At 57.6% G+C, this 24,225-nt stretch carries 27 protein-coding genes; 21 read left to right on the top strand and 6 right to left on the bottom strand.

Annotated elements, in window-relative coordinates; translation table 11 throughout:
- The first annotated feature begins 3 nt into the window (after positions 1–3).
- Entirely contained in the window at positions 4–846 is an 843-nt protein-coding gene (gene rhaD / locus ACZ3HG_RS03330) for a rhamnulose-1-phosphate aldolase (RefSeq protein ID WP_465331839.1), read from the top strand.
- Entirely contained in the window at positions 836–1,150 is a 315-nt protein-coding gene (gene rhaM, locus ACZ3HG_RS03325) for an L-rhamnose mutarotase (RefSeq protein ID WP_191932422.1), read from the top strand. Before rhaD ends, rhaM begins: the two co-directional genes overlap by 11 nt.
- A 48-nt stretch (positions 1,151–1,198) precedes the next feature.
- Here rhaM and ACZ3HG_RS03320 read toward each other — a convergent pair whose 3' ends face one another.
- A complete protein-coding gene (locus ACZ3HG_RS03320) occupies positions 1,199–2,383 on the bottom strand; it encodes a sugar transporter (protein ID WP_062743214.1) in 1,185 nt (394 codons plus the stop codon).
- A gap of 284 nt (positions 2,384–2,667) precedes the next feature.
- On the opposite strand from ACZ3HG_RS03320, the gene glsB reads away from it, so the two are divergent.
- From glsB to ACZ3HG_RS03255, 13 genes are all read left to right on the top strand, one after another.
- Positions 2,668–3,591 (top strand): glutaminase B, encoded by a 924-nt coding sequence (gene glsB / locus ACZ3HG_RS03315; protein WP_191935858.1) that lies wholly within the window; start codon positions 2,668–2,670, stop codon positions 3,589–3,591.
- Between the two features lie 143 nt (positions 3,592–3,734).
- Positions 3,735–3,908: a hypothetical protein gene (locus tag ACZ3HG_RS03310; RefSeq protein WP_191932420.1), complete on the top strand. Its 174-nt coding sequence runs from the start codon at positions 3,735–3,737 to the stop codon at positions 3,906–3,908.
- Positions 3,905–4,027, top strand: a complete 123-nt coding sequence (locus tag ACZ3HG_RS03305; protein WP_274604274.1) for a hypothetical protein — start codon at positions 3,905–3,907, stop codon at positions 4,025–4,027. The genes ACZ3HG_RS03310 and ACZ3HG_RS03305 overlap by 4 nt, the downstream gene beginning before the upstream one ends.
- A gap of 109 nt (positions 4,028–4,136) precedes the next feature.
- Positions 4,137–5,015 carry an NAD(P)-binding domain-containing protein gene (locus tag ACZ3HG_RS03300; RefSeq protein WP_191935859.1) on the top strand — a complete coding sequence of 293 codons (879 nt, stop codon included), beginning with the start codon at positions 4,137–4,139 and terminating at the stop codon, positions 5,013–5,015.
- Between the two features lie 204 nt (positions 5,016–5,219).
- Positions 5,220–5,675, top strand: coding sequence for an RrF2 family transcriptional regulator (locus ACZ3HG_RS03295; protein ID WP_191932418.1), 456 nt, complete (start codon positions 5,220–5,222; stop codon positions 5,673–5,675).
- 257 nt (positions 5,676–5,932) lie between these two features.
- Positions 5,933–6,277 (top strand): helix-turn-helix domain-containing protein, encoded by a 345-nt coding sequence (locus tag ACZ3HG_RS03290; protein ID WP_062743218.1) that lies wholly within the window; start codon positions 5,933–5,935, stop codon positions 6,275–6,277.
- Positions 6,278–6,618: 341 nt separating this feature from the next.
- On the top strand, positions 6,619–7,647 hold the full coding sequence (locus tag ACZ3HG_RS03285) for an isopenicillin N synthase family dioxygenase (protein ID WP_465331835.1): 1,029 nt from the start codon (positions 6,619–6,621) through the stop codon (positions 7,645–7,647).
- A gap of 13 nt (positions 7,648–7,660) precedes the next feature.
- A complete protein-coding gene (locus ACZ3HG_RS03280; RefSeq protein ID WP_191932416.1) occupies positions 7,661–8,467 on the top strand; it encodes a MetQ/NlpA family ABC transporter substrate-binding protein in 807 nt (268 codons plus the stop codon).
- A gap of 1 nt (position 8,468) precedes the next feature.
- Positions 8,469–9,260, top strand: coding sequence for a methionine ABC transporter ATP-binding protein (locus tag ACZ3HG_RS03275; protein WP_465331833.1), 792 nt, complete (start codon positions 8,469–8,471; stop codon positions 9,258–9,260).
- A 23-nt stretch (positions 9,261–9,283) separates the two neighbouring features.
- On the top strand, positions 9,284–9,916 hold the full coding sequence (locus tag ACZ3HG_RS03270) for a methionine ABC transporter permease (protein ID WP_194710611.1): 633 nt from the start codon (positions 9,284–9,286) through the stop codon (positions 9,914–9,916).
- Positions 9,917–9,991: 75 nt separating this feature from the next.
- The gene (locus ACZ3HG_RS03265; RefSeq protein WP_062743222.1) at positions 9,992–11,011 is read left to right on the top strand and encodes an AI-2E family transporter; all 1,020 of its coding nucleotides are present in this window, start codon (positions 9,992–9,994) and stop codon (positions 11,009–11,011) included.
- A gap of 44 nt (positions 11,012–11,055) precedes the next feature.
- Positions 11,056–12,027: an AEC family transporter gene (locus ACZ3HG_RS03260; protein ID WP_465331832.1), complete on the top strand. Its 972-nt coding sequence runs from the start codon at positions 11,056–11,058 to the stop codon at positions 12,025–12,027.
- Positions 12,028–12,170: 143 nt separating this feature from the next.
- Entirely contained in the window at positions 12,171–12,674 is a 504-nt protein-coding gene (locus tag ACZ3HG_RS03255) for a GrpB family protein (protein WP_465331830.1), read from the top strand.
- A 6-nt stretch (positions 12,675–12,680) separates the two neighbouring features.
- Here the strand turns inward: ACZ3HG_RS03255 and ACZ3HG_RS03250 are convergent, their stop codons facing one another.
- Complete coding sequence (locus ACZ3HG_RS03250) at positions 12,681–13,181, bottom strand: CinA family protein (RefSeq protein ID WP_465331828.1); 501 nt, start codon at positions 13,179–13,181, stop codon at positions 12,681–12,683.
- 78 nt (positions 13,182–13,259) lie between these two features.
- Positions 13,260–13,472 carry a DUF2767 family protein gene (locus ACZ3HG_RS03245; RefSeq protein WP_191932410.1) on the bottom strand — a complete coding sequence of 71 codons (213 nt, stop codon included), beginning with the start codon at positions 13,470–13,472 and terminating at the stop codon, positions 13,260–13,262.
- A gap of 298 nt (positions 13,473–13,770) precedes the next feature.
- On the opposite strand from ACZ3HG_RS03245, the gene ACZ3HG_RS03240 reads away from it, so the two are divergent.
- From ACZ3HG_RS03240 to ACZ3HG_RS03215, 6 genes are all read left to right on the top strand, one after another.
- Complete coding sequence (locus ACZ3HG_RS03240; RefSeq protein WP_465331826.1) at positions 13,771–14,163, top strand: YgiW/YdeI family stress tolerance OB fold protein; 393 nt, start codon at positions 13,771–13,773, stop codon at positions 14,161–14,163.
- Positions 14,164–14,223: 60 nt separating this feature from the next.
- Positions 14,224–14,733, top strand: a complete 510-nt coding sequence (locus ACZ3HG_RS03235; RefSeq protein ID WP_465331824.1) for a hypothetical protein — start codon at positions 14,224–14,226, stop codon at positions 14,731–14,733.
- A gap of 12 nt (positions 14,734–14,745) precedes the next feature.
- Entirely contained in the window at positions 14,746–15,192 is a 447-nt protein-coding gene (locus tag ACZ3HG_RS03230; RefSeq protein ID WP_191935862.1) for a DUF421 domain-containing protein, read from the top strand.
- 417 nt (positions 15,193–15,609) lie between these two features.
- The gene (locus tag ACZ3HG_RS03225; RefSeq protein WP_465331822.1) at positions 15,610–16,527 is read left to right on the top strand and encodes a substrate-binding domain-containing protein; all 918 of its coding nucleotides are present in this window, start codon (positions 15,610–15,612) and stop codon (positions 16,525–16,527) included.
- A gap of 82 nt (positions 16,528–16,609) precedes the next feature.
- Positions 16,610–17,080, top strand: coding sequence for a ribonuclease domain-containing protein (locus ACZ3HG_RS03220; RefSeq protein WP_465331820.1), 471 nt, complete (start codon positions 16,610–16,612; stop codon positions 17,078–17,080).
- Between the two features lies 1 nt (position 17,081).
- Positions 17,082–17,366, top strand: coding sequence for a barstar family protein (locus ACZ3HG_RS03215; RefSeq protein WP_191932403.1), 285 nt, complete (start codon positions 17,082–17,084; stop codon positions 17,364–17,366).
- Here the strand turns inward: ACZ3HG_RS03215 and ACZ3HG_RS03210 are convergent.
- The 3 genes from ACZ3HG_RS03210 to ACZ3HG_RS03200 are packed head-to-tail and all read right to left on the bottom strand — an operon-like array spanning position 17,363 to position 24,152.
- On the bottom strand, positions 17,363–19,753 hold the full coding sequence (locus tag ACZ3HG_RS03210) for a virulence factor SrfC family protein (RefSeq protein WP_191935865.1): 2,391 nt from the start codon (positions 19,751–19,753) through the stop codon (positions 17,363–17,365). The genes ACZ3HG_RS03215 and ACZ3HG_RS03210 overlap by 4 nt on opposite strands.
- Positions 19,750–22,734, bottom strand: a complete 2,985-nt coding sequence (locus ACZ3HG_RS03205; RefSeq protein WP_465331818.1) for a virulence factor SrfB — start codon at positions 22,732–22,734, stop codon at positions 19,750–19,752. Before ACZ3HG_RS03205 ends, ACZ3HG_RS03210 begins: the two co-directional genes overlap by 4 nt.
- Positions 22,734–24,152, bottom strand: a complete 1,419-nt coding sequence (locus ACZ3HG_RS03200) for an SrfA family protein (RefSeq protein WP_465331816.1) — start codon at positions 24,150–24,152, stop codon at positions 22,734–22,736. Before ACZ3HG_RS03200 ends, ACZ3HG_RS03205 begins: the two co-directional genes overlap by 1 nt.
- Positions 24,153–24,225: the final 73 nt, after the last annotated feature.

The raw sequence follows: 24,225 nt of genomic DNA, 5'->3' as shown, positions 1-24,225 counted from the left end.
TCTATGCATCAGATTCTCAACGCCTGGTTTGTCCAGGGAATGGTAAAAGCAACAACCGATATGTGGCTGAAGGGCTGGGACGAACGCAACGGCGGAAATGTCTCATTGCGCCTGCTGGATGAGGAAGTCCAGCCCTTTGCCGCTGATTTTGACCACAATCCGCGTACCCTTGAGCTGAGTCAGCCCGCGCCCCTGCTGGCCAATGACTGGTTCCTGGTCACCGGCTCAGGGAAGTTTTTCCGTAACGTGCAGCTGGACCCGGCTGACTGTCTGGTGTTGCTGCGCGTCAGTGAGGACGGGCGGGCGTTCACCATTCACTGGGGCCTGACCCACGGCGGCGTACCGACGTCGGAGCTGGCTTCACACTTCCAGTCGCACAGCGTGCGTAAGCAGCTAACCGACGGCGCAGACCGGGTGATTATGCACTGCCATGCCACGAATTTTATGGCGCTCAGCTATGTAGTCGAGTTGGACTCTGCCCGCTTTACCCGCCTGCTCTGGGAGGGCAGTACCGAGTGTCTGGTGGTGTTCCCGGACGGCGTCGGTATTGTGCCGTGGATGGTGCCGGGCACTGACGGTATTGGCCGCGCGACTGCAGAAAAAATGCAGTCACACTCACTGGTAATGTGGCCGTTCCACGGCATTTTCGGTGCAGGGCCGACGCTTGATGAAACCTTTGGTCTGATAGATACCGCCGAAAAGTCCTCTGAAGTGGTGGTAAAAGTGCTGTCGATGGGGGGCATGAGGCAGAGCATTACCACCGATGAACTGATCGCGCTCGGCGAACGTTTTGGCGTCAAACCCTGGCGCGCCGCGCTGGAAGCGAAGCATAATCATGTTGCGTAAGGCTTTTGTGATGCAGGTACATCCTGACAAACATCAGGCGTATCAGCAGCGCCACAATCCGATCTGGCCTGAGCTGGCAGAGACGCTGAAAGCGCACGGCGCGCACCACTACAGCATTTTTCTGGATGCGCCGCGCAGTCTGCTGTTTGCCGTCGTGGAAATCGAGTCAGAAGCGCGCTGGAATGCGGTGGCGAAAACAGAGGTGTGCCAGCGATGGTGGCAGTCAATGAGCGAACTGATGCCGTCGAATGAGGACCACAGCCCGGTGAGTCAGGCGCTGACCCCGGTATTTTATCTGGACTGAGGTGACAGCAGGGGGCCGATCGCATTGCCGATCGGCCCTTTCCGGTTGTTAACCATTTAACCGCAACTGCGGATAACGCTTCATACTCCACGCACACCACAGCAACGCCAGGGTGCCGATCGCACCGCCGACATAGCCTACGCTGGCCATATTCAGATGCAGACTCACCTGATTGCCCAACAGCGCGCCCGCGCCGATACCAATATTATAAATCCCCGACAGCAGTGACATAGCCACATCCGTCGCATCCGGTGCCAGCGCCAGCACGCGCACCTGGACCGCCAGGCCAATGATCATCATCGCCATCCCCCAGATAATGCACAAGGTGGAAATGGCCAGCGTATGGGTGGCGGATAAATACAGCGACAGCATCGACAGGGTAATCAGCGCAATGGCCCCGAGTAAAAATGTCGCCGGATATTTATTGCCGTAAATACTGAACAGCACGCTGCCGACAATCCCTGCCGCGCCGAAAATGAGCAGCAGGAACGTGGTGAAGCCACCGCTCAGGGCGGCGACGCTCTGAATAAACGGCTCAATATAGCTGTAAGCGGTGTAGTGCGCGGTCACGGTCACCGCAATCAAAATATACAGGGCGACCAGGGCCGGGCGACGGAACAGCATCGGCACGCTTTTCAGCGACCCGGTATGTTCGCTGGGCAGCTTAGGCAGCAACTTCACCAGCAGCAGCATGGTGACCAGCGCCACTGCACCAATAACGGCAAAGGTGATGCGCCAGCCGAGCAGCTGGCCGATCATGCGACCAATCGGCAGGCCGAGCACCATCGCCAGCGCGGTGCCGGTCGCCAGCATACTCAGCGCCTGGGTTTTTTTCCCCGGTGGAGCGACGCGGATCGCCAGTGAGGCCGTGATCGACCAGAAAACAGCATGTGAAAAGGCGATGCCGATGCGCGACACCACTAACGTGGTGAAGTCCCAGGCGACGGAAGAGAGTGCGTGGCTGGCAATAAACAGCACAAAGATCACAATCAACAACAGTCGGCGTTCAATATTACGCGTCAACAGCATCATCGGCAGCGACATTAATGCCACCACCCAGGCATAAATGGTCAGCATCAGGCCGACCTGTGCCGTGGGCATGGAAAAACTGCTGCCGATATCGGAAAGCAGGCCGACCGGAACAAACTCCGTGGTATTAAAAATAAACGCACCAATAGCGAGCATTACCACGCGTAGCCACGCGGTCTTACGGGAAACAGTAGTTGATTGCATTGAAGTTAACGACGTGTTGAGGGAATGTTAACCTGAAGGTCAGGTAAAAGAATAACGCCGGATATTGTCTTTTATTTACCCGCCAGATGAAATAAAAAAATCCACAAAATTGTAAATCAGAATTTTTATATAAACGGGCGTTATGCTGCCGTTATATTTCAGTCGTTAAAATTATGTAAAAAAACTCACGCCTTCTTCCTGTCAATAATTGACGCCGCTGCGGCCAGGCCGCAGAATCGCCCGGGAAATGAAACCATCAGGCCAGCGGCAGAGGAAAGGTTAACGTGAGTGTTCTGGACAATGCGTTGTTGAGTGAGATCCTCGATCAGGTTCGCCCGTTAATCGGGCAGGGGAAGGTGGCTGATTACATCCCGGCGCTGGCGGATGTGTCCGCAGACCGGCTCGGCATCGCGGTCTGTATGCTCGACGGCACCGTTTATCAGGCGGGGGACGCAGAGGAACGCTTTTCTATACAGTCCATTTCCAAGGTGCTGTCGCTGACGCTGGCACTGACGCGTTATCAGGACAGTGAAATCTGGCAGCGGGTCGGCAAAGAACCGTCCGGTCAGCCGTTCAACTCGCTGTTACAGCTGGAGCTGGAACAGGGGAAACCGCGAAATCCCTTTATCAACGCCGGGGCGCTGGTCGTATGCGATATGCTGGAAACCCGCCTGACCGCTCCCCGGCAGCGTATGCTGGAAGTGGTCAGGGGTCTGGTGCAGGAGCCTGAAATCGCCTATGACCGCCACGTCGCGCGTTCCGAGTTCGATCATTCCGCCCGCAATGCCTCCATCGCCTGGCTGATGAAATCCTTTGGCAATTTCGACAACGACGTGCCAACAGTGCTGCAAACCTATTTCCATTACTGCTCAATGACGCTGAGCTGCGTGGAACTGGCTCGCTGTTTCCTCTATCTTGCCAATCATGGCAAAGGACCGGGGCAGGATGACGTGATATTGACGCCAAAACAGACCCGTCAGATCAACGCCCTGATGGTCACCAGCGGCATGTATGACGGGGCCGGGGAGTTCGCATGGCGTGTCGGAATGCCCGGTAAGTCCGGGGTAGGCGGCGGGATCATTGCCGTGGTGCCGGGTGAGATGAGTATCGCCGTCTGGTCGCCAGAACTGGATACGTCGGGCAACTCTTTAGCGGGTACAGCGGCGCTGGAGCGTCTGGCCGAGCGCATCGGGCGATCGATTTTTTAGTGACTAACGGCCTGATGTCGGCAGGAAATCAATTTCCGTGAGTAATAATTGATCTGCGTCAAATAATTACCCAGCACAAACCGCTAATATTTCGCGAAGAAAAATAACTATTCGCACAGCAGCAGAACCTGAGAGGGTAAAAAATGACAATTCCGGCACGGCAGTTAACGCTTAATCATCAACTGCGTCAGTTTGGCATGCTGGTTAAACTGGCGATGATACGCAGCACCCCGCAGAGCATCGAAGTCTGGACCACCAGCGGAAACCGGATGCGCTTTACGCCCGCCCAGCAGGTGGAGGCGCAGCTAGTCGTATGATGAACGTCCGACTTTTACTGATCGCCGCCGCGATCATGCTGGTAGTCACCGCGCTGGGTGTGATCACCCAGCCCCTTCCCGCGCTTTACTCCTACGATGACACGCCGTCGACAAAATAATGCCCTGTGGCAGGGCAGGCTGTTCTAAGCGTGCAGATTAAGCTACCCTGGTAAGGTTCCTGCGACGCGTGCGCGTTGCGTTTATACACCTTCACCAGGGAGACAACCTGTGACGTCACTTCCTACGGTCGCCGTGCTCGGTCTGGGCGCGATGGGCCACGCCTTTGCTGCCAATCTTCTGAAAAATAACTTCCGAGTCTACGGCTGGAACCGCACGCGTCAGCGTGGCGAAGACCTGATCCCTGCGGGCCTGATGATGTGTGACAGCGCCAGTGAGGCCGTGGCAGAGGCGGAGGTGGTTCTGATCATGCTCTCCGACGGAGCGACCACGTTGTCCACCTGTGAGTCGATCCTGCCGCAGCTCCGGCCGTCTGCCGTACTGTGCCAGATGGGCACCATCGGCATAGACGCCACGCAACAGCTTATCGACTGCGTTCAGCATACACGCCCGGACGTGGTGCTGCTGGATGCGCCCGTATCCGGCACCAAAGCCCCGGCTGAACAGGCACAGATCCTCGTGCTGGCCAGCGGCGATCGTCAGCGCGCGACCGCCATTGAACCCGTTTTTGCGGCGATTGCCAAAAGAGCAACGTGGCTGGGCGCGGCAGGTGCCGGTTCAAAGATGAAACTGGTGGCGAACGCCTGGCTGGTTTCGATGATGCAGGGCGTGGCGGAAAGCACCCAGCTGGCGCAGCAGTTAGGATTTACCCCCGATGATTTCTGGCAGGTGCTGGAAGGTGGGCCGCTGGCTGCTCCCTATGTAAAAGGCAAACTGGCCATGATTACCGACGGGGAGTATCCGGCGCAGATGCAGCTGACCTGGGCGCTGAAAGACGCACGGCTGGCGCTGGATGCGGCGGGCGACAGCACCATGCCCGTGCTGCAAACCATTGCCACACAGTGGCAGGAGGCGGTAGAAGCAGGATACGGTGACAAAGATCTGTCGGTTGTCTATCGCTATCTGCAGGATCAGCAGAATAAAGCGTAAAAGAGGCGGGCAGGGTGCCGTTTATAATTCCCTGCAAATCATCATGATAGGCCCAATAGCCCGTACTGCTTAGTGGGCGTCTTCAAAATTGTATCTAAGTTTGTTATATTATCAAACTCATGTATTTTATAGTTGACTGATTTTTAATGCTTTTTATTGTAGTGATTCGTTCTCTGATGAGCCGAAAAAAGCAAGGATCACATCATGCTTGATATTCGTTTTCCTACCGCCATGCAAATGGTGCTGTGTATCGCTAAGGCGGATAGCGAGGGACTGCGCTGCACCAGTAAAATTCTCGCCGATGGCCTGGATGCTAATCCCAGCTTCGTGCGCAAGATGATGGTGCCACTGACGCGTGACGGCATTATCGTCTCGACACTCGGCCGCTGCGGCACAACGCGCCTTGGCCGCCCGGCAGACCAGATAACGCTGTGCGATATCTACACCTCAGTGATAGAAGATAAGCCGCTGATGGCCGGTCGCCCGGACGTTCCGGCACTCTGTGTCGTTAGCGCCAATGCCTGCTGGTACTTTAAACAGCTGGCCAAAGAAGCCGAACAGGCGTCGCTTGATGTGCTCGCCCGACGTACCGTCGCCGATGCCCTGCGTGAAATTATGCAGCGTAACGACCTTCACCCCGATCAGCGCTGCGCCTCCTGAATACCCCCTGATTTCCCCTGTGCCCGCGGTGCGCGGGGGAAATAACCTCCCTTAATCTCTCCCGACAGCGGTGCCCGTCCGTTCCTTTACCCTTCCGGCGATCGCACTTAATGCAACAATAAAACTTGCATTATAACGGTGGCTGTCTTACCGTTATTAAGTGCATTCGTCACAGTTGCTCTTTAGGAGCCACCTGCTCAGTCAGAACGACTGCACACTAATGACATTATTGCCTTAATCAATTCAGGGGAAGTCCGATGAGCCATGATGATTTTATTAACGATCTCGTAATGTGGATCGATACGCACATTGAAGGGAAAATGGATTTAGACACCGTGTCCGCACGCGCTGGCTATTCCAAGTGGCACCTGCAACGCATGTTTAAACAGCACACCGGCTACGCGCTGGGTGAATATATTCGTGAACGCCGTCTGAAAAAATCCGCTGAACGCCTCGCACGGGGCGGTGAGCCGATTCTGGACGTGGCGATCAGCTTTGGCTTTGACTCCCAGCAGTCCTTCAACCGCAGCTTTAAGCGTCAGTTTGGCCAGTCTCCGGGGGCATGGCGTCGTCAGGTTCAGATCGCCGCGCACGCGGCCTGACAGACGCATTCCCCTGTGGCGTGGTTGGGTATGAAAGTATCCATCCGCGCCAGCCAGGCAACGCTGTTGCTTTTCATTTCTTAACCCGCCATGCCGCCCGTCCAGCATTACGGTCAGATCCTCTCCGTACTCTGAGCGCTTTCCGCGCCAAAAGAAAATAACATTCCCGCATTTAGAATTGCAGACTGACCTTATCTGCGATTGTGCCAACCTTTGCCACTATTGATATTTTACCTGCCGCGCAAAAAACGGAATATTCCCTCTATCAGCCGGAGCGCCTGCCGCTCGCCCTGACCGCCCGACGTTTCGCCGCGTGTCATAAACCCTGTTACGGAGTTTCCATGAGCCAGATTACCTCATTACCGATCCTTGATTTCGCCCAGCTCGACGGTGATGCCGCACAGCAGAAGGCCTTTTTGCAAAAGCTCAGCCGGTCGGCGCGCGACGTGGGCTTTTTCTATCTGATTAATCATGGGGTAGATGAACAGCTGTCGGCACGCGTACAGCAGCTGTCACGGCAGTTTTTTGCACTGCCGGAGGACGACAAGCAGCGGGTATCGATGATCCACTCGCCGCATTTTCGTGGTTATAACCGGGCGGGTTCCGAGGTAACACGCAGTCAGCCAGACTGGCGTGAACAGTTTGATATTGGTGCGGAACGTCCCGCACTGCCGTTGCAAAAGGGGGAGGCGGGCTGGAAACGCCTGCAGGGGCCGAATCTGTGGCCTGAAGCTTTACCCGAACTCAAACCGACGCTGCTGCACTGGCAGCAGGAAATGACCACCATGTCCCAGCGGCTGCTGCGTGCTTTTGCTCAGGCGCTGGAACTGGCGCCGGATGCCTTTGATTCGCTTTATGGTGAAAAGCCTAACGAGCATATCAAGCTGATCCGCTATCCCGGGCAGACCACAGAAACCACCCGTCAGGGCGTCGGCGCACACAAAGACTCCGGCTTCCTCAGCTTCCTGTTACAGGATCAGCAGCGCGGATTACAGGTGGAGGTCGAGCCGGATCGCTGGGTGGATGCGCTGCCGCTGCAGGGGGCATTTGTGGTGAATATTGGTGAGCTGCTGGAGCTGGCCAGCAATGGTTACCTGCGCGCTACCGTGCACCGCGTGGTGTCACCGCCCAACAACCAGGATCGCCTGTCCATTGCGTTTTTCCTTGGCGCACAGCTGGACGCCGTCGTGCCGGTCTTTACGCTGCCGGAAGAGATTGCCCGGCTGGCACAGGGCCCGGCCAGTGACCCGCTCAATCCGCTGCTGCGCGATGTCGGCTGGAACTATCTCAAAGGCCGGCTGCGCTCCCATCCTGACGTGGCAGCCCGCTGGTATCAGGAATTACAACAACAACCTCAACATACGGCTTAAACAAGGAAACACCATGACACCTCAGGCTTCATTTTCTCTGGCAGGGATCGCGTTATCACTGACGCTGGCTTTTTCCGCTCAGGCGGCGCAACCCCTTCGCGTGGCGGCCGATGCCGTCCCGCACGCTGAAATTCTTAACTACGTGAAGAAAATCGACCCCTCGCTGGATATTAAAATCATTGAGCTGACCAGCGGCATCAACGCCAACGAGCTGCTGGCACACGGGGACGTGGACGCCAACTACTTCCAGCACGTGCCTTACCTGCGCGATCAGGAGAAAGCCCTGGGACAGACGTTTACCGTCGCGGCCACGGTACATATTGAACCGCTGGGGATCTACTCACGTAAAGTGAAAAGTCTGAAGGATGTGCCGGAGAAGGGCACCGTGGCGGTACCAAACAATGTTACCAACCTCAGCCGCGCCCTCTATCTGCTGCAAAGCCAGGGGCTGATCACGCTGAAACCAGGGTTCAGTGACCCGGCAAAAGACCAGGCCACGCCGAAAGATATTGCCACCAATCCTAAGCAGCTGAAGATCCTGGAAGTGGAATCCCCGCAGATCCCCCGGGCGCTGGACGATGTCGATCTGGCCGTTATTAACGGTAACTATGCGCTGGAAGCGGGGCTTAATCCGGCAAAAGACGCGCTGGGGCTGGAGTCAGCCAAAAATAACCCGTACGCCAATATTCTGGTCACCACGCCGAAACTGGCGAACGACCCCCGTATCATACAGCTGGCTAAAGATCTCCAGTCGAAGCAGGTCGCTGAGTACATTCAGCAGACCTATAAAGGCTCGGTGATCCCGGTGACAGGGCAATAAGATGATTGAGATTGAGAATGTCACCCGCCGCTATCATCCGGACCAGCCCCCGGCGCTGGATAATGTTTCGCTGACCATACCGGACGGCTCGATTTTTGGCATTCTCGGCCGCAGCGGGGCGGGAAAGAGCACCCTGATCCGCTGCCTTAATCTGCTTGAACGGCCGGACGCCGGGCAGGTCCGTGTCGACGGCCAGGATGTTACCGGGTTGAGTCAGTCGGCTCTGCGCCGGCAGCGGCTGCGTAGCGGTATGATCTTCCAGCATTTTAACCTGCTGCATTCGCGCAGCGTGGCGGGTAACGTGGCCGTACCGCTGGAAATAGCTGGGATGAAATCCGCCGTGCGGCAGGCGCGCGTAGCTGAGTTACTGGCCCTGGTGGGGCTGAGTGATAAAGCGGAGGCGTTTCCCTCCCAGCTTTCCGGGGGACAGCAGCAGCGCGTGGGCATTGCCCGTGCGCTGGCGGCCAGGCCGGACTACCTGCTGTGCGATGAGGCCACCAGCGCGCTGGATGTCGAGACCACCGCCTCGGTGCTGGCGTTGTTGCAGGAGATTAATCAGCAGTTCGGACTAACCATCGTGATGATCACCCATCAGCTGGAAGTGGTGAAGGCGATCTGCGATCGCGCTGCGCTGCTGGAGGGGGGCAGGATCGTCGAGAGCGGGGCGCTGAGTACCCTGCTGCGTCAGCCGGACTCAGTATTGCGCAACGCACTGCTTCACGACCCTGCCGCTGAACGGCGTTTCCTGCAGCGTCACGGTATTCACGGAGGTGAACTGTGCGCGGTAGCCTGAATCTGGATGAACTCTGGTCGCTGATGTCGGCGGCCACGCTGGAAACCCTGTATATGGTTTCCCTGGCCGGTCTGTTTACGCTGCTTATTGGTCTGCCGCTGGGGGTGCTACTGAAAGTGGCCCGTCACGACGGCATTTTACCGTTACCGCGTCTTAATGCCGTGCTGGGAACTGCCGTCAATATCGGACGTTCACTGCCGTTTGTGGTGCTGCTTATCGCCCTGATCCCGTTAACCCGCCTGATAGTCGGTACGACGCTCGGCAGCAGTGCTGCCGTGGTGCCGATTGCGCTGGGGGCTATCCCGTTTTTTGCCCGTATCGTTGAAAACGCGCTGGATGAGGTGCCAAAAGGCCGCATTGAAGCGATGGAGTCCATGGGCGGCAGTGGCTGGCATGTGGTCAGTAAGGTGCTGCTGCCGGAAGCGCTGCCGGCCCTGCTGGCCGGGATGACGCTGACGCTGGTGATGCTGATTGGCTTTTCATCCATGGCCGGAGTGATCGGTGGCGGTGGGTTGGGGGATCTGGCGATCCGCTACGGTTACCAGCGCTTTAATCAGCCGGTCATGATCGCGACCGTGGTGATGCTGGTACTGATGGTGCAGGGGGTTCAGATGGCCGGTGACCGGCTCGTGCGGCGTCTGGCTCATCGCCGTTAATTCAGCAAAAATCCCTGCCCGCATAGTATACTGTCTGAATTCGCTTCACTTTTTTCCTTTCGGACAGGACAGGTCATGGAAATACGGAACGTTAATCGGGCGCAGTTATGTCAGGCAACCAGCTATGGGCTGATTTTTATTGCGCTGTTTGCCATCTTCCCGCTGCGTTTGTTGCCCTGCTTTCTGGCAGGTTTTATCGTTTATGAAACCATCCTGGCACTGACGCCACTGGTGGAGCGGCTGGTGAAGGGGCCGATCGCCCGCTGGATCAGCATTATGTTCCTCAGCGTGGTGATTATTCTGTCGCTGGTGACCGGTATTACCAAGCTGATCGGCTTCCTGCTGCATGACTTCCAGAATCCCGCCGCGTTTCACGCCACGGCCAGTAAACTGCTGGAAGATGCCCAGCATACGCTGTCGCCGGTGATCACACGCTATCTGCCTTCCGATATCGACGAATTGCAAAATCAGGTCGTCGCCTGGCTGCGCGAACATCTGGTGGTGGTGCAAACCTTCGGCCGCAGTGCCGCCCACACCTTTGCCACCATGCTGATCGGCATGCTGCTGGGAGCGATTATCTCGCTGCGCATCAGCAGCGGCGTGCGCCCGGAAGCGCCGTTAAAGCAGGCCATGCTCGATCGCCTGACCACCCTGGCGGCGGCGTTCCACAACGTAGTGTTTGCCCAGATCAAAGTCTCGCTGGTCAACACGGTTCTCACCTGCGGTTTTCTGTTTGGCGTGCTGCCGCTGTTTGGCCTGCATTTTCCGTTTGCCAAAACCGTAGTGGTACTGACCTTTATCGCCGGACTGTTGCCCATCATCGGTAATCTGATCTCGAATACGGTCATTGTGCTGATCGGTCTCTCTATTTCGCTGGAGGCGGCGCTGATTGCCCTGATCTACCTGGTGCTGATCCACAAGCTGGAATACTTCATTAACGCACGCATTTTTGGCAGCCGCATCAGTGCAAAAACCTGGGAGATCCTGCTGGCAATGCTGGTGTTTGAATCGGCCTTTGGCCTCGCTGGTGTCGTAGCGGCCCCCGTATATTACGCCTATCTGAAGGCGGAACTGCGCGCGTCGAGACTGATTTAACGCGATTTCTGGCCGGCTGATACCGGCCCTGACGGAAAACTCCCATGTCTTTGCTGGCCACGCTGTTCCATCAGATCCTGATTGCTTTGCCGCTGTTCGTGCTGATCGGGCTGGGCTGGCTGCTGGTGCGCTGGCGTCAGTGGCCGGACAGCATCACCAGCGCTCTCAACCGCCTGGTGTTCCGCGTGGCTCTGCCCGTTATGCTTTTCCGTCTGATGTGTGATTTTTCCGCCGGGCCGCCGGTCGATGCCCGCCTGCTTATTGCCTTCTTTGGCGGCTGCCTGCTGGTGTTTGCCTTTGGCAGGGTGGTGGCATCACGGCTGTTTAAGCTGGATGGCGTGTCCGGGTCGGTTTTTGCCCTGGGCGGTATCTTTTCGAATAATGTGCTGCTTGGCCTGCCGATTGCGCGGGTGATGCTCGGCGATGCCGCCATCCCGTCCGTCGCCCTGGTGCTGGTTTTTAACGGACTGATCCTCTGGACGCTGGCGACGGTATCGGTGGAGTGGTTCCGGCACGGCGCGCTTAATCTGCGCGGCTTTGGCCAGACGGCCGTCAGCGTGCTGAAAAATCCGCTGATTATCGGCATCCTTTCCGGCACGCTGTTCAGCCTGACCGGCCTGCCATTACCTGAATTTATCGACCAGCCGCTGAGTATGCTGGGGCAGATTGCCGTCCCACTGGCGCTGGTGGCGCTGGGGATGAGCCTGGCGGGGTATCGCATCGAAGAGGGGCTGGCCATCAGCTATGCACTGAGCGCCATCAAACTGATTGTGCAGCCGCTGGTGGTGTGGGGGCTGGCGTGGATAACAGGGCTGCCCCCGCTGGAGAGCAAAGTGGTGGTTCTGCTGGCCTCTATGTCCGTGGGCGTGAACGTCTATCTGATGTCGCAGCAGTTTAATGCCCTGACCGGGCCTGCCCTGACCGGGCCTGCGGCGACCAGCATGCTGTTGACCACGCTTTTTTCGGCAATAACCACCCCAGTGCTGATGATGACGATGGACTGGGTGTATGGGTGAGCGAAGATAACCTGACGGTAGTCAGAAGGGTATGTCGCTGGGGACGCGTTGAATGGCAAAGGCTGTGCAACGCCATTCACGGCAGTTCAACGAGTATGTCTGAGAGATGATGATAAATAATCAAGGCTAAGGAAGATGTCTTTATGCGGACTGTTATTGTAGTGCCATATGATGATAAATGGCCTGAGATGTTCGAAGCTGAAAGTTTACTGATAAAGGCATTACTCGGTGCAGTGGCTGTGAGTGTCCATCATATTGGCAGTACGTCAGTGCCAGGCCTCTCTGCAAAACCCATCATCGACATACTGGTGGAAGTTACCGATATAAATGAACTGGATACATACAATCTTGCTATGGTCAGTGCAGGGTACATTCCACGCGGTGAGAACGGCATTCCGGGGCGCAGATATTTTATTAAGGGGAGTGGTCAGCGTAGTCATCAAGTGCATGCGTTTGCCATAGGCGATTTGCAGGTCTTAAGACATCTTATTTTTCGTGATTATCTTAGAAAAAATAGAGATATTGCAGGGGAATATGCTGAGATAAAACACTCGGCAGCTTTACTCAGTCAGAACGATGTTCACCGCTACAGTGCGCTAAAAGCGGACTTTATAGCACATCATCTACGGCTGGCGCTGACTGCCTGAGGTTCATCACTGAAGCGGATCGGCACTCAGCAGCGCCGTCACCCTGCGCAACGCATGGAGTGCGGCAGTGTGGATCACTGTTTCTGGCGGCCCCGCGATCTGCTGAACTTCAGCGACGGTCCGCTCTCCCGGTAATCCCCATGCAAACCACACCGTACCGGCGGGGGTGCCGTCTTCTCCGCCTTCCGGTCCGGCATAACCACTGATGGCCAGACTCACCGCTTCGCCCGACAAACGCTGTGCGCCCACGACCATTTCCCTGACGGTTTCTTCGCTGACTGCGCTGTACGTCTTCAGGGTGGTTTCGCTCACGCTGAGGATACGGTGTTTAGCAGAATCGCTATAGGTGACAAAACCCGAGGTGTAAAATTCGCTGCTGCCTGATGCCGCGCCCAGCGACATGGCGACCAGCCCGGAGGTACAGGACTCCGCCGTCGCCAGCCGCAGTCCTTTTGCCTTTAACCGCGCACCGAGCGCTTCGGCAGCCTGTAACAGTTGTTGATCCATAGGGCTCCTTATAAACCATCGGGGCTACCCTTTGCGCCAGGCAGCCCGGGACGATCGGGGTAAAAATGACCGGCACGGTTATGCCGTCGGTCTGATAAGGCGGATGGCGTGTTCCAGTACCTTTTGCTCTTCGCGGTCAGCGTCAGACCGTAACTGACGCGTCTGCTGTAGCAGGTCGGTGAGGGTGCTGCGCTGGGTGTTTTTACCATCTTCTGCCAGCACGATCACGGCGTCACCAATCACGCGACACACCTCATCATAATATTCTTCACTGAGCACATCTCGTTTCATCGGCGTTCCTCATATATATACCGTTCTGATACCTTTTTCATTGTAGACAACGTAAATTTCCTTGCAGGAATAAATGTGTTCAGTACGCAATGAAATAAACAGCCTCACCGTACGGTAGCGATGCGCTAAATAAACCACACCCGCATTTCATATCAGAAATCGCGCACTTCTTCGCTTCGCTTAAAAAGAAATTAGGATTTTTCTTAAATGAGTGAGGTGGAAATAAATAACCGCAGCGCAACCATTTCACTTTCGCTTTCATGTGCCAGGCTTAATCCTCAAATACCCAGGAGGAAGAATGAAATCAGTTATCTTAACAGCAGTGTTATTAGCGGTGACCGGTTCAGCAATGGCAGAAAAAGGCGGCTTTGAAGCCGGTGAGCAGGCTCCCCCGGCTCACAAGCAGGATGCCGGCTATAAGGGCACGGAAGACACCACGGAAAGCCAGGTAAAAACCCTGCGGGATATGAAAGAAGGCAGCTGGGTCACGCTTGAGGGCAATATTACTGAAAAGCATTCCGGCGATCGCTATACCTTCAGGGACAAATCAGGCTCTCTTCCGGTGACCATCAGCCAGAAGGTGTGGAAAGAGCGAACGTATAATGCCGCCGACCTGGTCCGCATCAGCGGGCGCACGGAGGGCCAGGGCAAAAATATAGCCCTTAACGTCGAGCGCCTGGATGAACCTTAAACAGCGGGCGTGATGTCCGCCGCGGCGGGTGGAAGAACAGACACCCTGACAGGTGATCACATGACTGAAAAAGAGCCCCCTGTGACGCCACGCGGCGTTGATGAACGTCCACGCTGGATCGCTATTGAGCAAAAGATCAGGGCCTGGGGCACCCTGTTACTTTTTATCTTCACCTGCGCAGGCGCGCTCGGTCTTTTTTCAAAAGGCTATCTTAGCGAAGGCGTGGTGGCAAACTCCACCGACGATCTTAGCGTAGAATATGAACGCTTTGGCCGGATAATCAGCGATATGGACCTGAAGGTCACCTGGCGGGGAAGCGGGCAAACCGGCTCCACGCTGACCCTCGGCGGGGATTTTATGGATCGCTTTGAAGTCCTTACCCTGCATCCCCGTCCGCTGCGTGCTTACAGCCGCGATCGCCAGCTTATTCTTGAATATCCTGCCAGCGATGCGCAGCACATCCATACACTGTGGATCGGTGTGCAGCCCCGTCAGGCCGGAGTGGTCCGGGCAACGTTCCGCGTTGACCGCAAGGAGCCCGTGACCCTGTCCCAGCTGATCTATCCGTAACGGGAGCAGACTATGGAAACCGTACTTCGCGCCGTGGGGATCTACTTTATTCTGCTGATTGTCTTTCGTATCGCCGGCAGGCGGGCGCTTTTGCAGATGACCTCATTCGACCTGATCCTGCTGCTGATTATCAGCGAGGCAACTCAGCAGGCGCTGCTGGGCGATGATTTTTCGGTTACCGGAGCGGCCCTGACCATTATTACCCTGGTGGTGTTAGACATCACACTGGGCTATATCAAGAAAAAGACCGGGTGGTTTGATTATCTGCTGGATGGCTCTCCGGTTATTCTGGTGGAAAATGGCAGGGTGCTGGAGAATAAGTTGAAAAAATCCGGAATAACGCTCGATGATATTTTAGTCTCTGCCCGGACTAATCAGGGGGTGTATGAGATAGCCAAAATTAAATTCGCCATCCTGGAGAAAAACGGTCATATATCCATCATCCCCTTTGAACAGTAGTGTCCCGAATGGGCGTCCACGTTCCCGCGCCAGTGCCCACAGACAGGCAGGTTATTGATCGTTTTTTCCGGCATCGTAGCCTTCAGCCAGCAGCGCGGTGGGGGGGGATAGCAGGTGGGGGAGAAACAGAAATGTACGGCCGGTAAAAAATACCCGGTATACACCGGGTGGTATAATCTGCACCATTAACGGAACCAGCAACGATCCCGGCCGTAAGAATAGCCTCAGGTAGCAAAAGCGCCAGTCCGTAAGCGATAAATATTTTTACCGGCTTTTTCCCCTTCCTAAAGCGTGATGAATGTTACGATTCCGTTAAATTTCGATTGCTGAAAAATCATTTATTTCATTATCCTCAACATGCGGTTGTAGCATTTCATTTTTCCAGCCGCAGATACGTTGCTGCCTCTGGAGATGATCATGAAAACGATAAAAAAACTGCTGCTTGTCGCGGCGTTAAGCTGCTCTTCGTCCGCTATGGCGGAAACCATTGGCGTGTCGATGGCCTATTTCGATCAAAACTTCCTGACGATTATCCGCCAGGCCATCGATAAGGAAGCCCAGGCGCGTGGCATCACCGTGCAGTTCGAAGATGCGCGCGGGGATGTAGGCCGCCAGACGGATCAGGTACAGGCCTTCATCAGCGCCGGAGTGGATGCCATAATTGTTGATCCGGTAAACTCTGCCGGGACACCGGCCATGACGAAACTGGTCAGTCAGGCAAACATTCCGCTGGTCTATGTCAACCGCACGCCGGGCGATAAGACACTGCCGCCGGGCGTGGTATTTGTCGGCTCCGACGAAAAACAGTCGGGAACGCTGCAGATGGAAGCGCTGGCGCGTCTGGCCAATTATCAGGGCAATGTCGGCGTGATGATTGGTAACCTCAGTGACGCGGGCGCACTGCAGCGCACCCGGGACGTGGAGCAGGTGGTGGCTAAATACCCGAAAATGAAAGTGGTCCAGAAGCAGACGGCAAACTACTCCCGCAGCGAGGGTATGGACCTGATGTTGAGCTGGATCACCAACGGTGAAGCGATCGATATCGTCGCGGCTAACAATGATGAAATGGCCATCGGGGCCATTATGGCACTTGACCAGTCGGGCAAGAAAAAGGGCAGCGTGCTGGTGGGGGGTATCGATGCGACACCGGACGGACTGAAAGCGATGGCCTCCGGCAAGATGCAGGTGACGGTTTTTCAGGATGCGGTCGGTCAGGGTAAAGCCTCAGTGGCGGTGGCCCAGCGCATGATAAAAGGGGAGAAGGTGGAGTCCTATCACTGGATCCCGTTCGAGCTGGTAACGCCGGAAAACATGAAACATTACGCGGAGAAATAATCCCTTCCTGACGCGCGGCCTCCCGACGAAGCCGCTGCGTTTTCTTCTACGCCTGTCGTTCACCGTTTGCTAAACTGCGCCCATGAATAAGAAACTGATTATTGCCGCCATCCTGGCGCTGGTGGCCAGCTATGCCGGGCTGCGCGAACACGGGCAACCGCAGCAATCCGCCGTCCCGACTTCAACGCCGGTATCTGCGCCCCAGTCCCCGGGCGATGACATCAGCGTGCTGACACAACAGCAGCGCGTGGCAGACTATCTGCGTCAGCATCGCCAGCTTCCTGGCTACTACATCCGCAAAGGGGAAGCACGTCAGCAGGGCTGGGATCCGTCTAAAGGCAATCTGTGTCAGGTGCTGCCGGGGCGGGCGATCGGCGGCGATCGCTTCAGCAACCGGGAAGGGGGCCTGCCGCAGAAAAGCAGCCGGCGCTGGTTCGAGGCGGACGTTAACTACGCCTGCGGGCGACGCGGTGCGGATCGCCTGCTCTATTCCAGCGACGGTCTGATTTACGTCACCCGTGACCACTATCGTCACTTTCAACAGGTGAACTGAGATGCAAAGGGTGACGTTTGATTTACAACATATCGGCAGTGCCGGTGAATTTTACCGACAGTTTGCCCGCAAGTTCGACCTGTGTTATTTCGGTGACAATCTGGATGCGCTATGGGATATGTTAACGGCAGGCATTCCTTTGCCGGTGCGAATTACCCTGCGCCACCTTAACGGCCACCCGCAGCAGGCAGCGCTGCTGCGGATCCTGCAGGTCATGCAGGAGGCCGAAGAGGAAACCGGCGGGGCTTTCAGCGTGCGCGTCAGCGCCAAGCCCCCCGGGGATTAACGGCGGATCAGTTTTAAAATCTGTGCCAGCTTCTCACGCTGCTCCTGGCTGATTTCGCGTGAGGCGGCATAGCCGGCGTTCTGCACAATCATCTCATTGAGCCCCACCAGCCAGTCATAGATGTAAAACGCAGCATGGTTGTTGGGCTTTAATGCCAACCGCGTCAGACGCTGCCCCGGACCCAGATTAACGGTCTGCGCCTCCGGCTTGGCAAAAATCTTCTGCCCGCGATTGATGCGGCTGTCAGGTCGCTGAGCCTCCGGCAACTGCTGGAAGCCCAGCCAGGCGACAAAATCACCCAGTACGCTGAGCGCCCGTGAGACCTGACGGTCAGCGATCTGTTCGGCAGGCAGTCCCTGAGCATCGCTGTCTGCCAGCACCCGCACCAGCGCACCTTCCAGCTCCTGACGGACGCTGGCGGTGATCAGCTCTTCGGTCAGCATCTCCAGCGTGGGTTTGCTGACGCCCAGCAATTCCAGCAGCGGCGCGTTATCCGGCAGCAGGCGCAGCTGATTAACCCAGTGACGATAGACGCTCTGCGCGAATTCCGCCTCCTGGTCGACGACCGGCACACTGTGATAGCTGGTCTGTACGGCCGTCAGCGGCTCGTCGCTCAACAGATCAATGGTCATGCCGATGCCGAAGGGATCGTCTTCGCTGATGCTGTATTCATCGGCGGCCGTCCGTTCGGTACGGAGCTGGCGCTGCAGGAACAGGTGACGCAGGGTATCGCGCACGGGCACCAGCCGCTCTAACAGTTCACCGTGAACCCCGGTACGGGTTTGCAGGGCTTTCAGCAGGCTTTCGGCGATGCGCAGACGCTCCGCCGGGTCTTCGCCTTCGGCCGCCTGATACCAGCGCCCGAGCAGGTTGTCACACAGTTCACGCTGGATCTCCACGCGCTGGGCGGCAATGCGGGCAAGCTTGCTGTCAGCACGAACCTCATTGACCAGATACCCGGCCATGCGCTGTACCCCTTTCTCATCCATCGCCAGCATCGCCCCCCAGGCATCACCGGGGTTACCCACGAAACGCTGTACCGCCGCATCGTGGTTATGACCGTGGGTAATGCGCTGATCGAACGGCGTCATGGCCCAGATCAGTCCTGGTTTACGCCCGCTGCGCAGGGCAGTGGTTTCCCCCTGGGTCTGCTTAACCCAGAAATCGAGCAGGCGGCCAGTACGGCGGGTTTCATTCCGGTGTACCGAGGCGCTGCAAACCAGCAGATGGGTGACATCCTGTTCAACGGCGGCACGCTGCAGCAGGAACGGACGTCGGGCCTGTAAAAACTCCAGCGCCAGCTCATGCTGCTCATCGTCAGGCAGTACGGTTAAATCAATAAAGCCCGGGAAGTCGAGCAGATCGACTTCACTGAACAGCGCCTCACGCGGTGCGCTGTACAGGGGCAGCAGCACTTCCCGGCTGAGCAAGGTCAGTTCCGCCAGCGCCACGCTGACCGGTGCCAGGCTGCGGCCCGCATGGCGCGGTACCACCTGCAACGTCAGGTCGGCTGTGGCGTTAAACTGGCTGACGCCGGTGCTGTTCAGCAGGCTGTAAGAGGGCTCATCCAGCACGCTTAACGGTGCCAGCACCCGCGTTACGCAGGCAAGGTGATGAAGAACGTGTGCCAGCTGGCGGTAAAGGGCGGTGAGCTGACGATCTTCGCCCCACAGCAGAGAGAACAGGCGGGCACGATCGTCCACGCCCAGCAGCGGTGCCAGCTCGACGGCCTGCGGCCAGAAGTGGCTGTCCAGCGCGCTGCTGCGCGCCAGGCTGATATTCAGGCCGTCCCACAGTGCAACCATCTGATGACGGTTGATCCCGTCGACCGGTTCGGGTTGGCGGTACATCGCCACGTTCTGCACCCGATCGCCCAGCTGGGATTCATCCAGCGGCGCGGCAACGTCGCCACCGCGCTGTGCGTACTGCAGCGCCAGCACCGCGACCAGTTCACATTCGGTCAGCAGATCCAGCTGAACCGGCCAGCTGCTGTCGCTGCTCTGCTGCTGCCCGCTGAAACGCTGTACCAGGTTGGCAGTATGCTGCTGAGGATTAAGCTGGCTGGCGTAATCGAGCACGCTGTTGCCCAGCGCGCACTCCATGCGGCCTTTTTCGCTGGCGGCGAGGGCATTGATCAGGTAGGACTTACCCGCCTGCGCCAGGCCAAACAGCCCGATGGCGCAATTCTGCGGCGTATTACGTGCCAGTACGCTGGCATGATTGTGCTGACGCAGAAGCTTGATCGCCAGACGGTCGGCTTCCATATTCAGACGCGGGGCCTGCTGGCGGTTAACGTCCAGCCAGGCGAGCGCCTGCTCAATACCCTGGGTCAGGGCATCACGCTTTTTATTGGCCTGTGCGGTCAGGATTTTATTGAGAGATTTCATTTCTTAAAGACGCTCCCGCTGTCTATCCAGTAATGCGCCATACCCGAGGCCCCGCTGGCCAGCGTATTCAGGCGCAGGCGCAGGTGCTCCAGCGGCACCTGGCTGCCGTCGTCCAGGACGGCATCGGCGATATCAAATCGTTCCGGGCCAAACTCTCCAAACGGACGGCTGACCGCCAGTTTGATACGTAATACTTTATCCCCGGCGACGCTGCGCGCCAGCTGCGGGTCGACGATAGTCAGCGTATAGAGCGGCGAGGCGGGCCAGCGGTCATTGTCCAGCTGACGGAAACCGAGGGTGATCGCCCCCCGCACCTGGAAGCGGCTGCGCACATCCAGGGTAAAACCGTGCTGATCCAGGTCGATATCGCTGTACCAGACATTGTCGGACGTCAGCGCACCGGTACCGTCCAGCATCCCCAGATAGCGAATGGTCGAGTAGGGCTGGAAGTCACCGGCCTTAAACCAGAAGTTGGCCAGGCGCAGATCGAGCGACAGCAGGCAGAGCATCGCCCCCACCGCCGCCGTCGATTTCGGGTTCTCGATTTTTCCCTGCTTATTGAAGGGATACCAGTCGTTGGTGTGGTAGCCATCCAGCGACAGAATACGGCTCACCGGCAACGGTTGCAGGTGGCGGAACAGCGCCTGCACGCCGGGGAAGCGTGAAGGGCGGCCGGTCAGCAGCAGCACGTCGCAGTCGTATACCGCCACCACCTCTGACATCGACCGCAGACTGTGGGTGATATTCATGCGCGGCGACAGGAACTCGGCGTGCAGCTTGCTGAGGCGAACAATCAGCGGCACCGCCAGGATATCAAAGCCTTTCGCTTCGCCCGGCAGTTCGCGCTGGATCTCCCGGTTGATGTAGTCGAGCAGCTTTTCCGTCGGTGCCTGGGCCAGCAGCTCACCGAAGCGCGCGTCAATTTCAGCGGTCAAATCAAGCGGGTCGAACGTTTCATAAGCTTCGAGGATCGCCTGACCTAACGGAATAAAGATCTGTAGTGTGACCTGCTGCCGCAGGGTGGAGTGCCCGTCAAGACGGCCTTCGTGCCCAAACAGCCGGGTCATCACCGCTTCCGGGTTGACCATGCCTGCCTGCTTAAAGGCAGCCTGTAAGGCGGGCAGGACGTACAGCTGGATCACATCCAGCAAAATATCGTCACCCGCCAGCTTAAAGCCTTCGCGGAACAGCAGGCGGGGCATAATTTTAACGTTGTTGCCCACGCCATCGTCCAGACGGTACTGCGTGATGGCCAGGTCAGTGGTACCACCGCCGATATCAATCGAGGCGATACGCAGGGTTTTTCCTGCCGGTTCATCAGCGGCGCGGGCGCGATCCGGGCGCGCCATGCTGGCAAAGAACGCCTCAGCGCGGCCGCCAAAGTTAACCTGCGTTTCATTATACAGATAGACCATCTGGCCGCAGGTGGCCTCATCCCACTCCATCTGCACGTCGGGAACCGGTACGCTGCTTTTCGCTTTATCTTCCGCGTGAGTGAAATCGTCATCCATCGGGTGCCAGCCCATTGATTTCCACACCAGGGCGATAGCCTCCAGCATGCGGCGGCGGAAGATCTCCCGCTCCGGCTTCGGCATGGCCGAGGGCAGGGTAAGGATGATATTGCGCAGCTGGCGTGGCGCGCTGCTGTGCAGCATCTTCTGCCGCTGTAAGGGGCTGTTCATCTGCAGCAGCGCCTGCGCCAGCAGTTCGGAGAGCATCAGGCTCATCACCGAGCTGCGGCTGTAATGCGGGGCAAACACCGGCAGGCGCTCTTCCAGCGGAATCGTGTACAGAGGCTGGCCTTCATCGTTGATCAGATAGGTCAGCGGCAGTGCGGTGGCCAGCGGCTCCTGCTGCAGATTGCCCGGTGTGCGGCTGAAGCGCCACCCGGGGGTGTAACTCTCTTCATCCCACAGATAACGGCGCGGGCTGGAAAGGCCGGTTGCCCCTTCGGTCCCCAGGCGCTGGAGCGCCAGCTGGCCCGCCTCACGTCCCACGCGGGTAATCGACGGCCAGATAAAGGCGTCGTCGCGGCCGCTTTCCAGCGAAAAGTTTTGCTTACCGAAGCTGGCCTGGGCAAATTCCACGCGGCTTTCAAACAGCTCGTTATAGAGCTGATGCGGCTCACTGAGATTTCGCATCTGTAATTCGTAGGTGTGCTTGAGGCCCTGGTGATCATCGACATGATCTTCCACCATAATGCCGCAGGTGTGGGAGTTACCCACGTCGAGGATCAGATCGACAGCAATCGCTGGCTCCTGCAGCGTCGCCGCGCTGATTTTGAGTTCAGGAATGGAGAGCTGCTGCCCGAGCAGATGCAGGATATTTAGATAGTGCGCCTGATACTCAAACTCACGCAGGGCAGCTTTGATATTGACCTGCGGACGCAGTTCCAGTGCCGAGGCGGCCTGGGTAAAGGCTTCACGCAGCCAGCCGTCCACCCAGGTGTGATCGAGGAATTCTCCCAGTTCGTCGCTGCGGTGCGCCAGCGCAAAGCTGACGCCATTTTTCACATCATTTTCATTCAGCGCCAGCGACTCATCTTCGCCATCTGCCCAGACTTTGGTATCGAACGCCAGCACCACGCGGTGGCTGTTGCCACTGGCATCCGGTTTATCCAGCGCCACCACGCGCACGCGCGCCCAGTTATCCGGGCCGCCGATAAACGTTCGCGGCGGGTTAAAGCGGAAAAACGGCAGCGGCAGCCACTGGCCGTTAAGCAGTGTCAGCGACTGGGCCAGCGGGAAACTGAACTCAGGCTTCACCACTTCCGGGCTGCTGCCTGCGGCCTGCGGCAGCAGGTATTTTCCGGTCTGCGCATGGTAATTCAGGCGCAGCAGCGGGCCGTTGGCGGTCTGACGGACAAATTTGCCCGGCCAGTCAGCATTGAGATCCGGTATCAGGGCAAAGTCGAGGAACTGGACGCCGCTGTTCTGCACCAGCGTCATGTTTGGTTTAAAATCCGCAATTGTCGCCAGCATTATGATTTACTCTCACGCTTCATGGTCATCGGCAACACCGTATCGGCGTTATAGCTACCGCTGCACTCGGCAGGGCCGGTCAGGCCCTGTTTACACACCAGCTCCGGCATCTGATAGCGGGAGCCATCGCTGCAGCGCGCTTTAGTGCGGCTGTTGATCACCAGGTTACCGGAGGACATCAGCCCGGCGAAGACCTCCACCTTACAGCTGACGCCGTCACCCTGAGTAATGCGCGCGGTGCCTTTGCCATTCTTCATCTGATACTTGAGCATCGGCGGGGTACCGGTCGGCAGGTTTTTCTGCACCAGGACGCGCCAGCTGCCGTTAAGGAACTTGGTTGAACCCAGTTTGACCGCATCACCCGGCAGGACCAGATCGTCCCGGGCAACGGGACGCGCCTCCGCGACGGTTTCCACGGCTGGTGCCGGTGCAGGAGCAGGGGCAGGCGTGACTGGAGCAATCACGGCCGCCGCCAGCGGTAAGGTTGTCGGTTTAACGTCTGCGACCGGGGCAGGCTGGGCGATCGCCGGGGTAACAGCCGGCGTGACCGCCGGTACCGACGGGGTTGCTCGGGCCACCGGTGCGTCCGGTGCCACTTCTGCCGGTTTGTCGCTGCCTTTTTTCAGTTGGAAACCAAACACCACCAGCAGTGCCACTGCAGGTAGCACCCAGCCATAGCGCAGCCAGATATTCACCTTTGGCTTCACCGGCAGCGCAGCGGACGGCGTTTCATCTGCAACGTCTTCTGGCTCATCGATAATGTCCAGCGCGGGCATCGGCGGAACAACCACCGGTGGAGGGACAGGAACCGTCGCCGCAGCGGCGGGTTCAGGCGTAATCAGCGGTGCAATCACCGGGGAGACGGAGGCAGCAACCGACAGCGGCGTTGCCACGGGGGCAGGGGCCAGCAGGGAGAGACCCGGTTTGGGCTCATCGTCCTCAATCTGCAGGCAGTCAAATACGTCCTGGCGGGATTTTTTATCCAGGCTGACAAACCCCCAGAAGGTGATCACCGGTTTACCGCCCACCAGATACACGTAGTTCTGGTCAGGGAACTGCAGGGCTTTATTCAGCAGGGCGCCAAACAGTTTCTGGCTGGGCTTATCAGACTGCCGGGCACGTTCACCGATTTCCGCAATGGCGGTCTGGCAGGCCTGCAGCTGACTGAGCGCGGCGGTACGCGCGCTGTTGCTGGCGGCGGCCCAGGAGGTCACCTTACCTGCCACCGGTGAGTACCAGTCCAGGCGGGTGCCTGCGTCGTCAGGCTGGGGGATCGCCAGACAGTCGGCAACCTGCGACTGTTTTCTCAGGCGCAGGGTTTCGCGCAGTTGCAAAGCCGAAAGATATACCGGCTGTCCGTTCTCACCCAGAGCGAGAACAGCGTCAAGATTACCGCTGCGTAAGAAGATTTTTGCCACGCAAAGAGACCTTATAGTCAGAGTTCGGAAGTAAAAAGCGTGTGTAATCAGACTATTTTAGTGGTACGTGACT

Source organism: Erwinia sp. PME.40.26/001, assembly GCF_055556675.1.
This window is presented reverse-complemented; position numbering and strand designations above follow the sequence as displayed.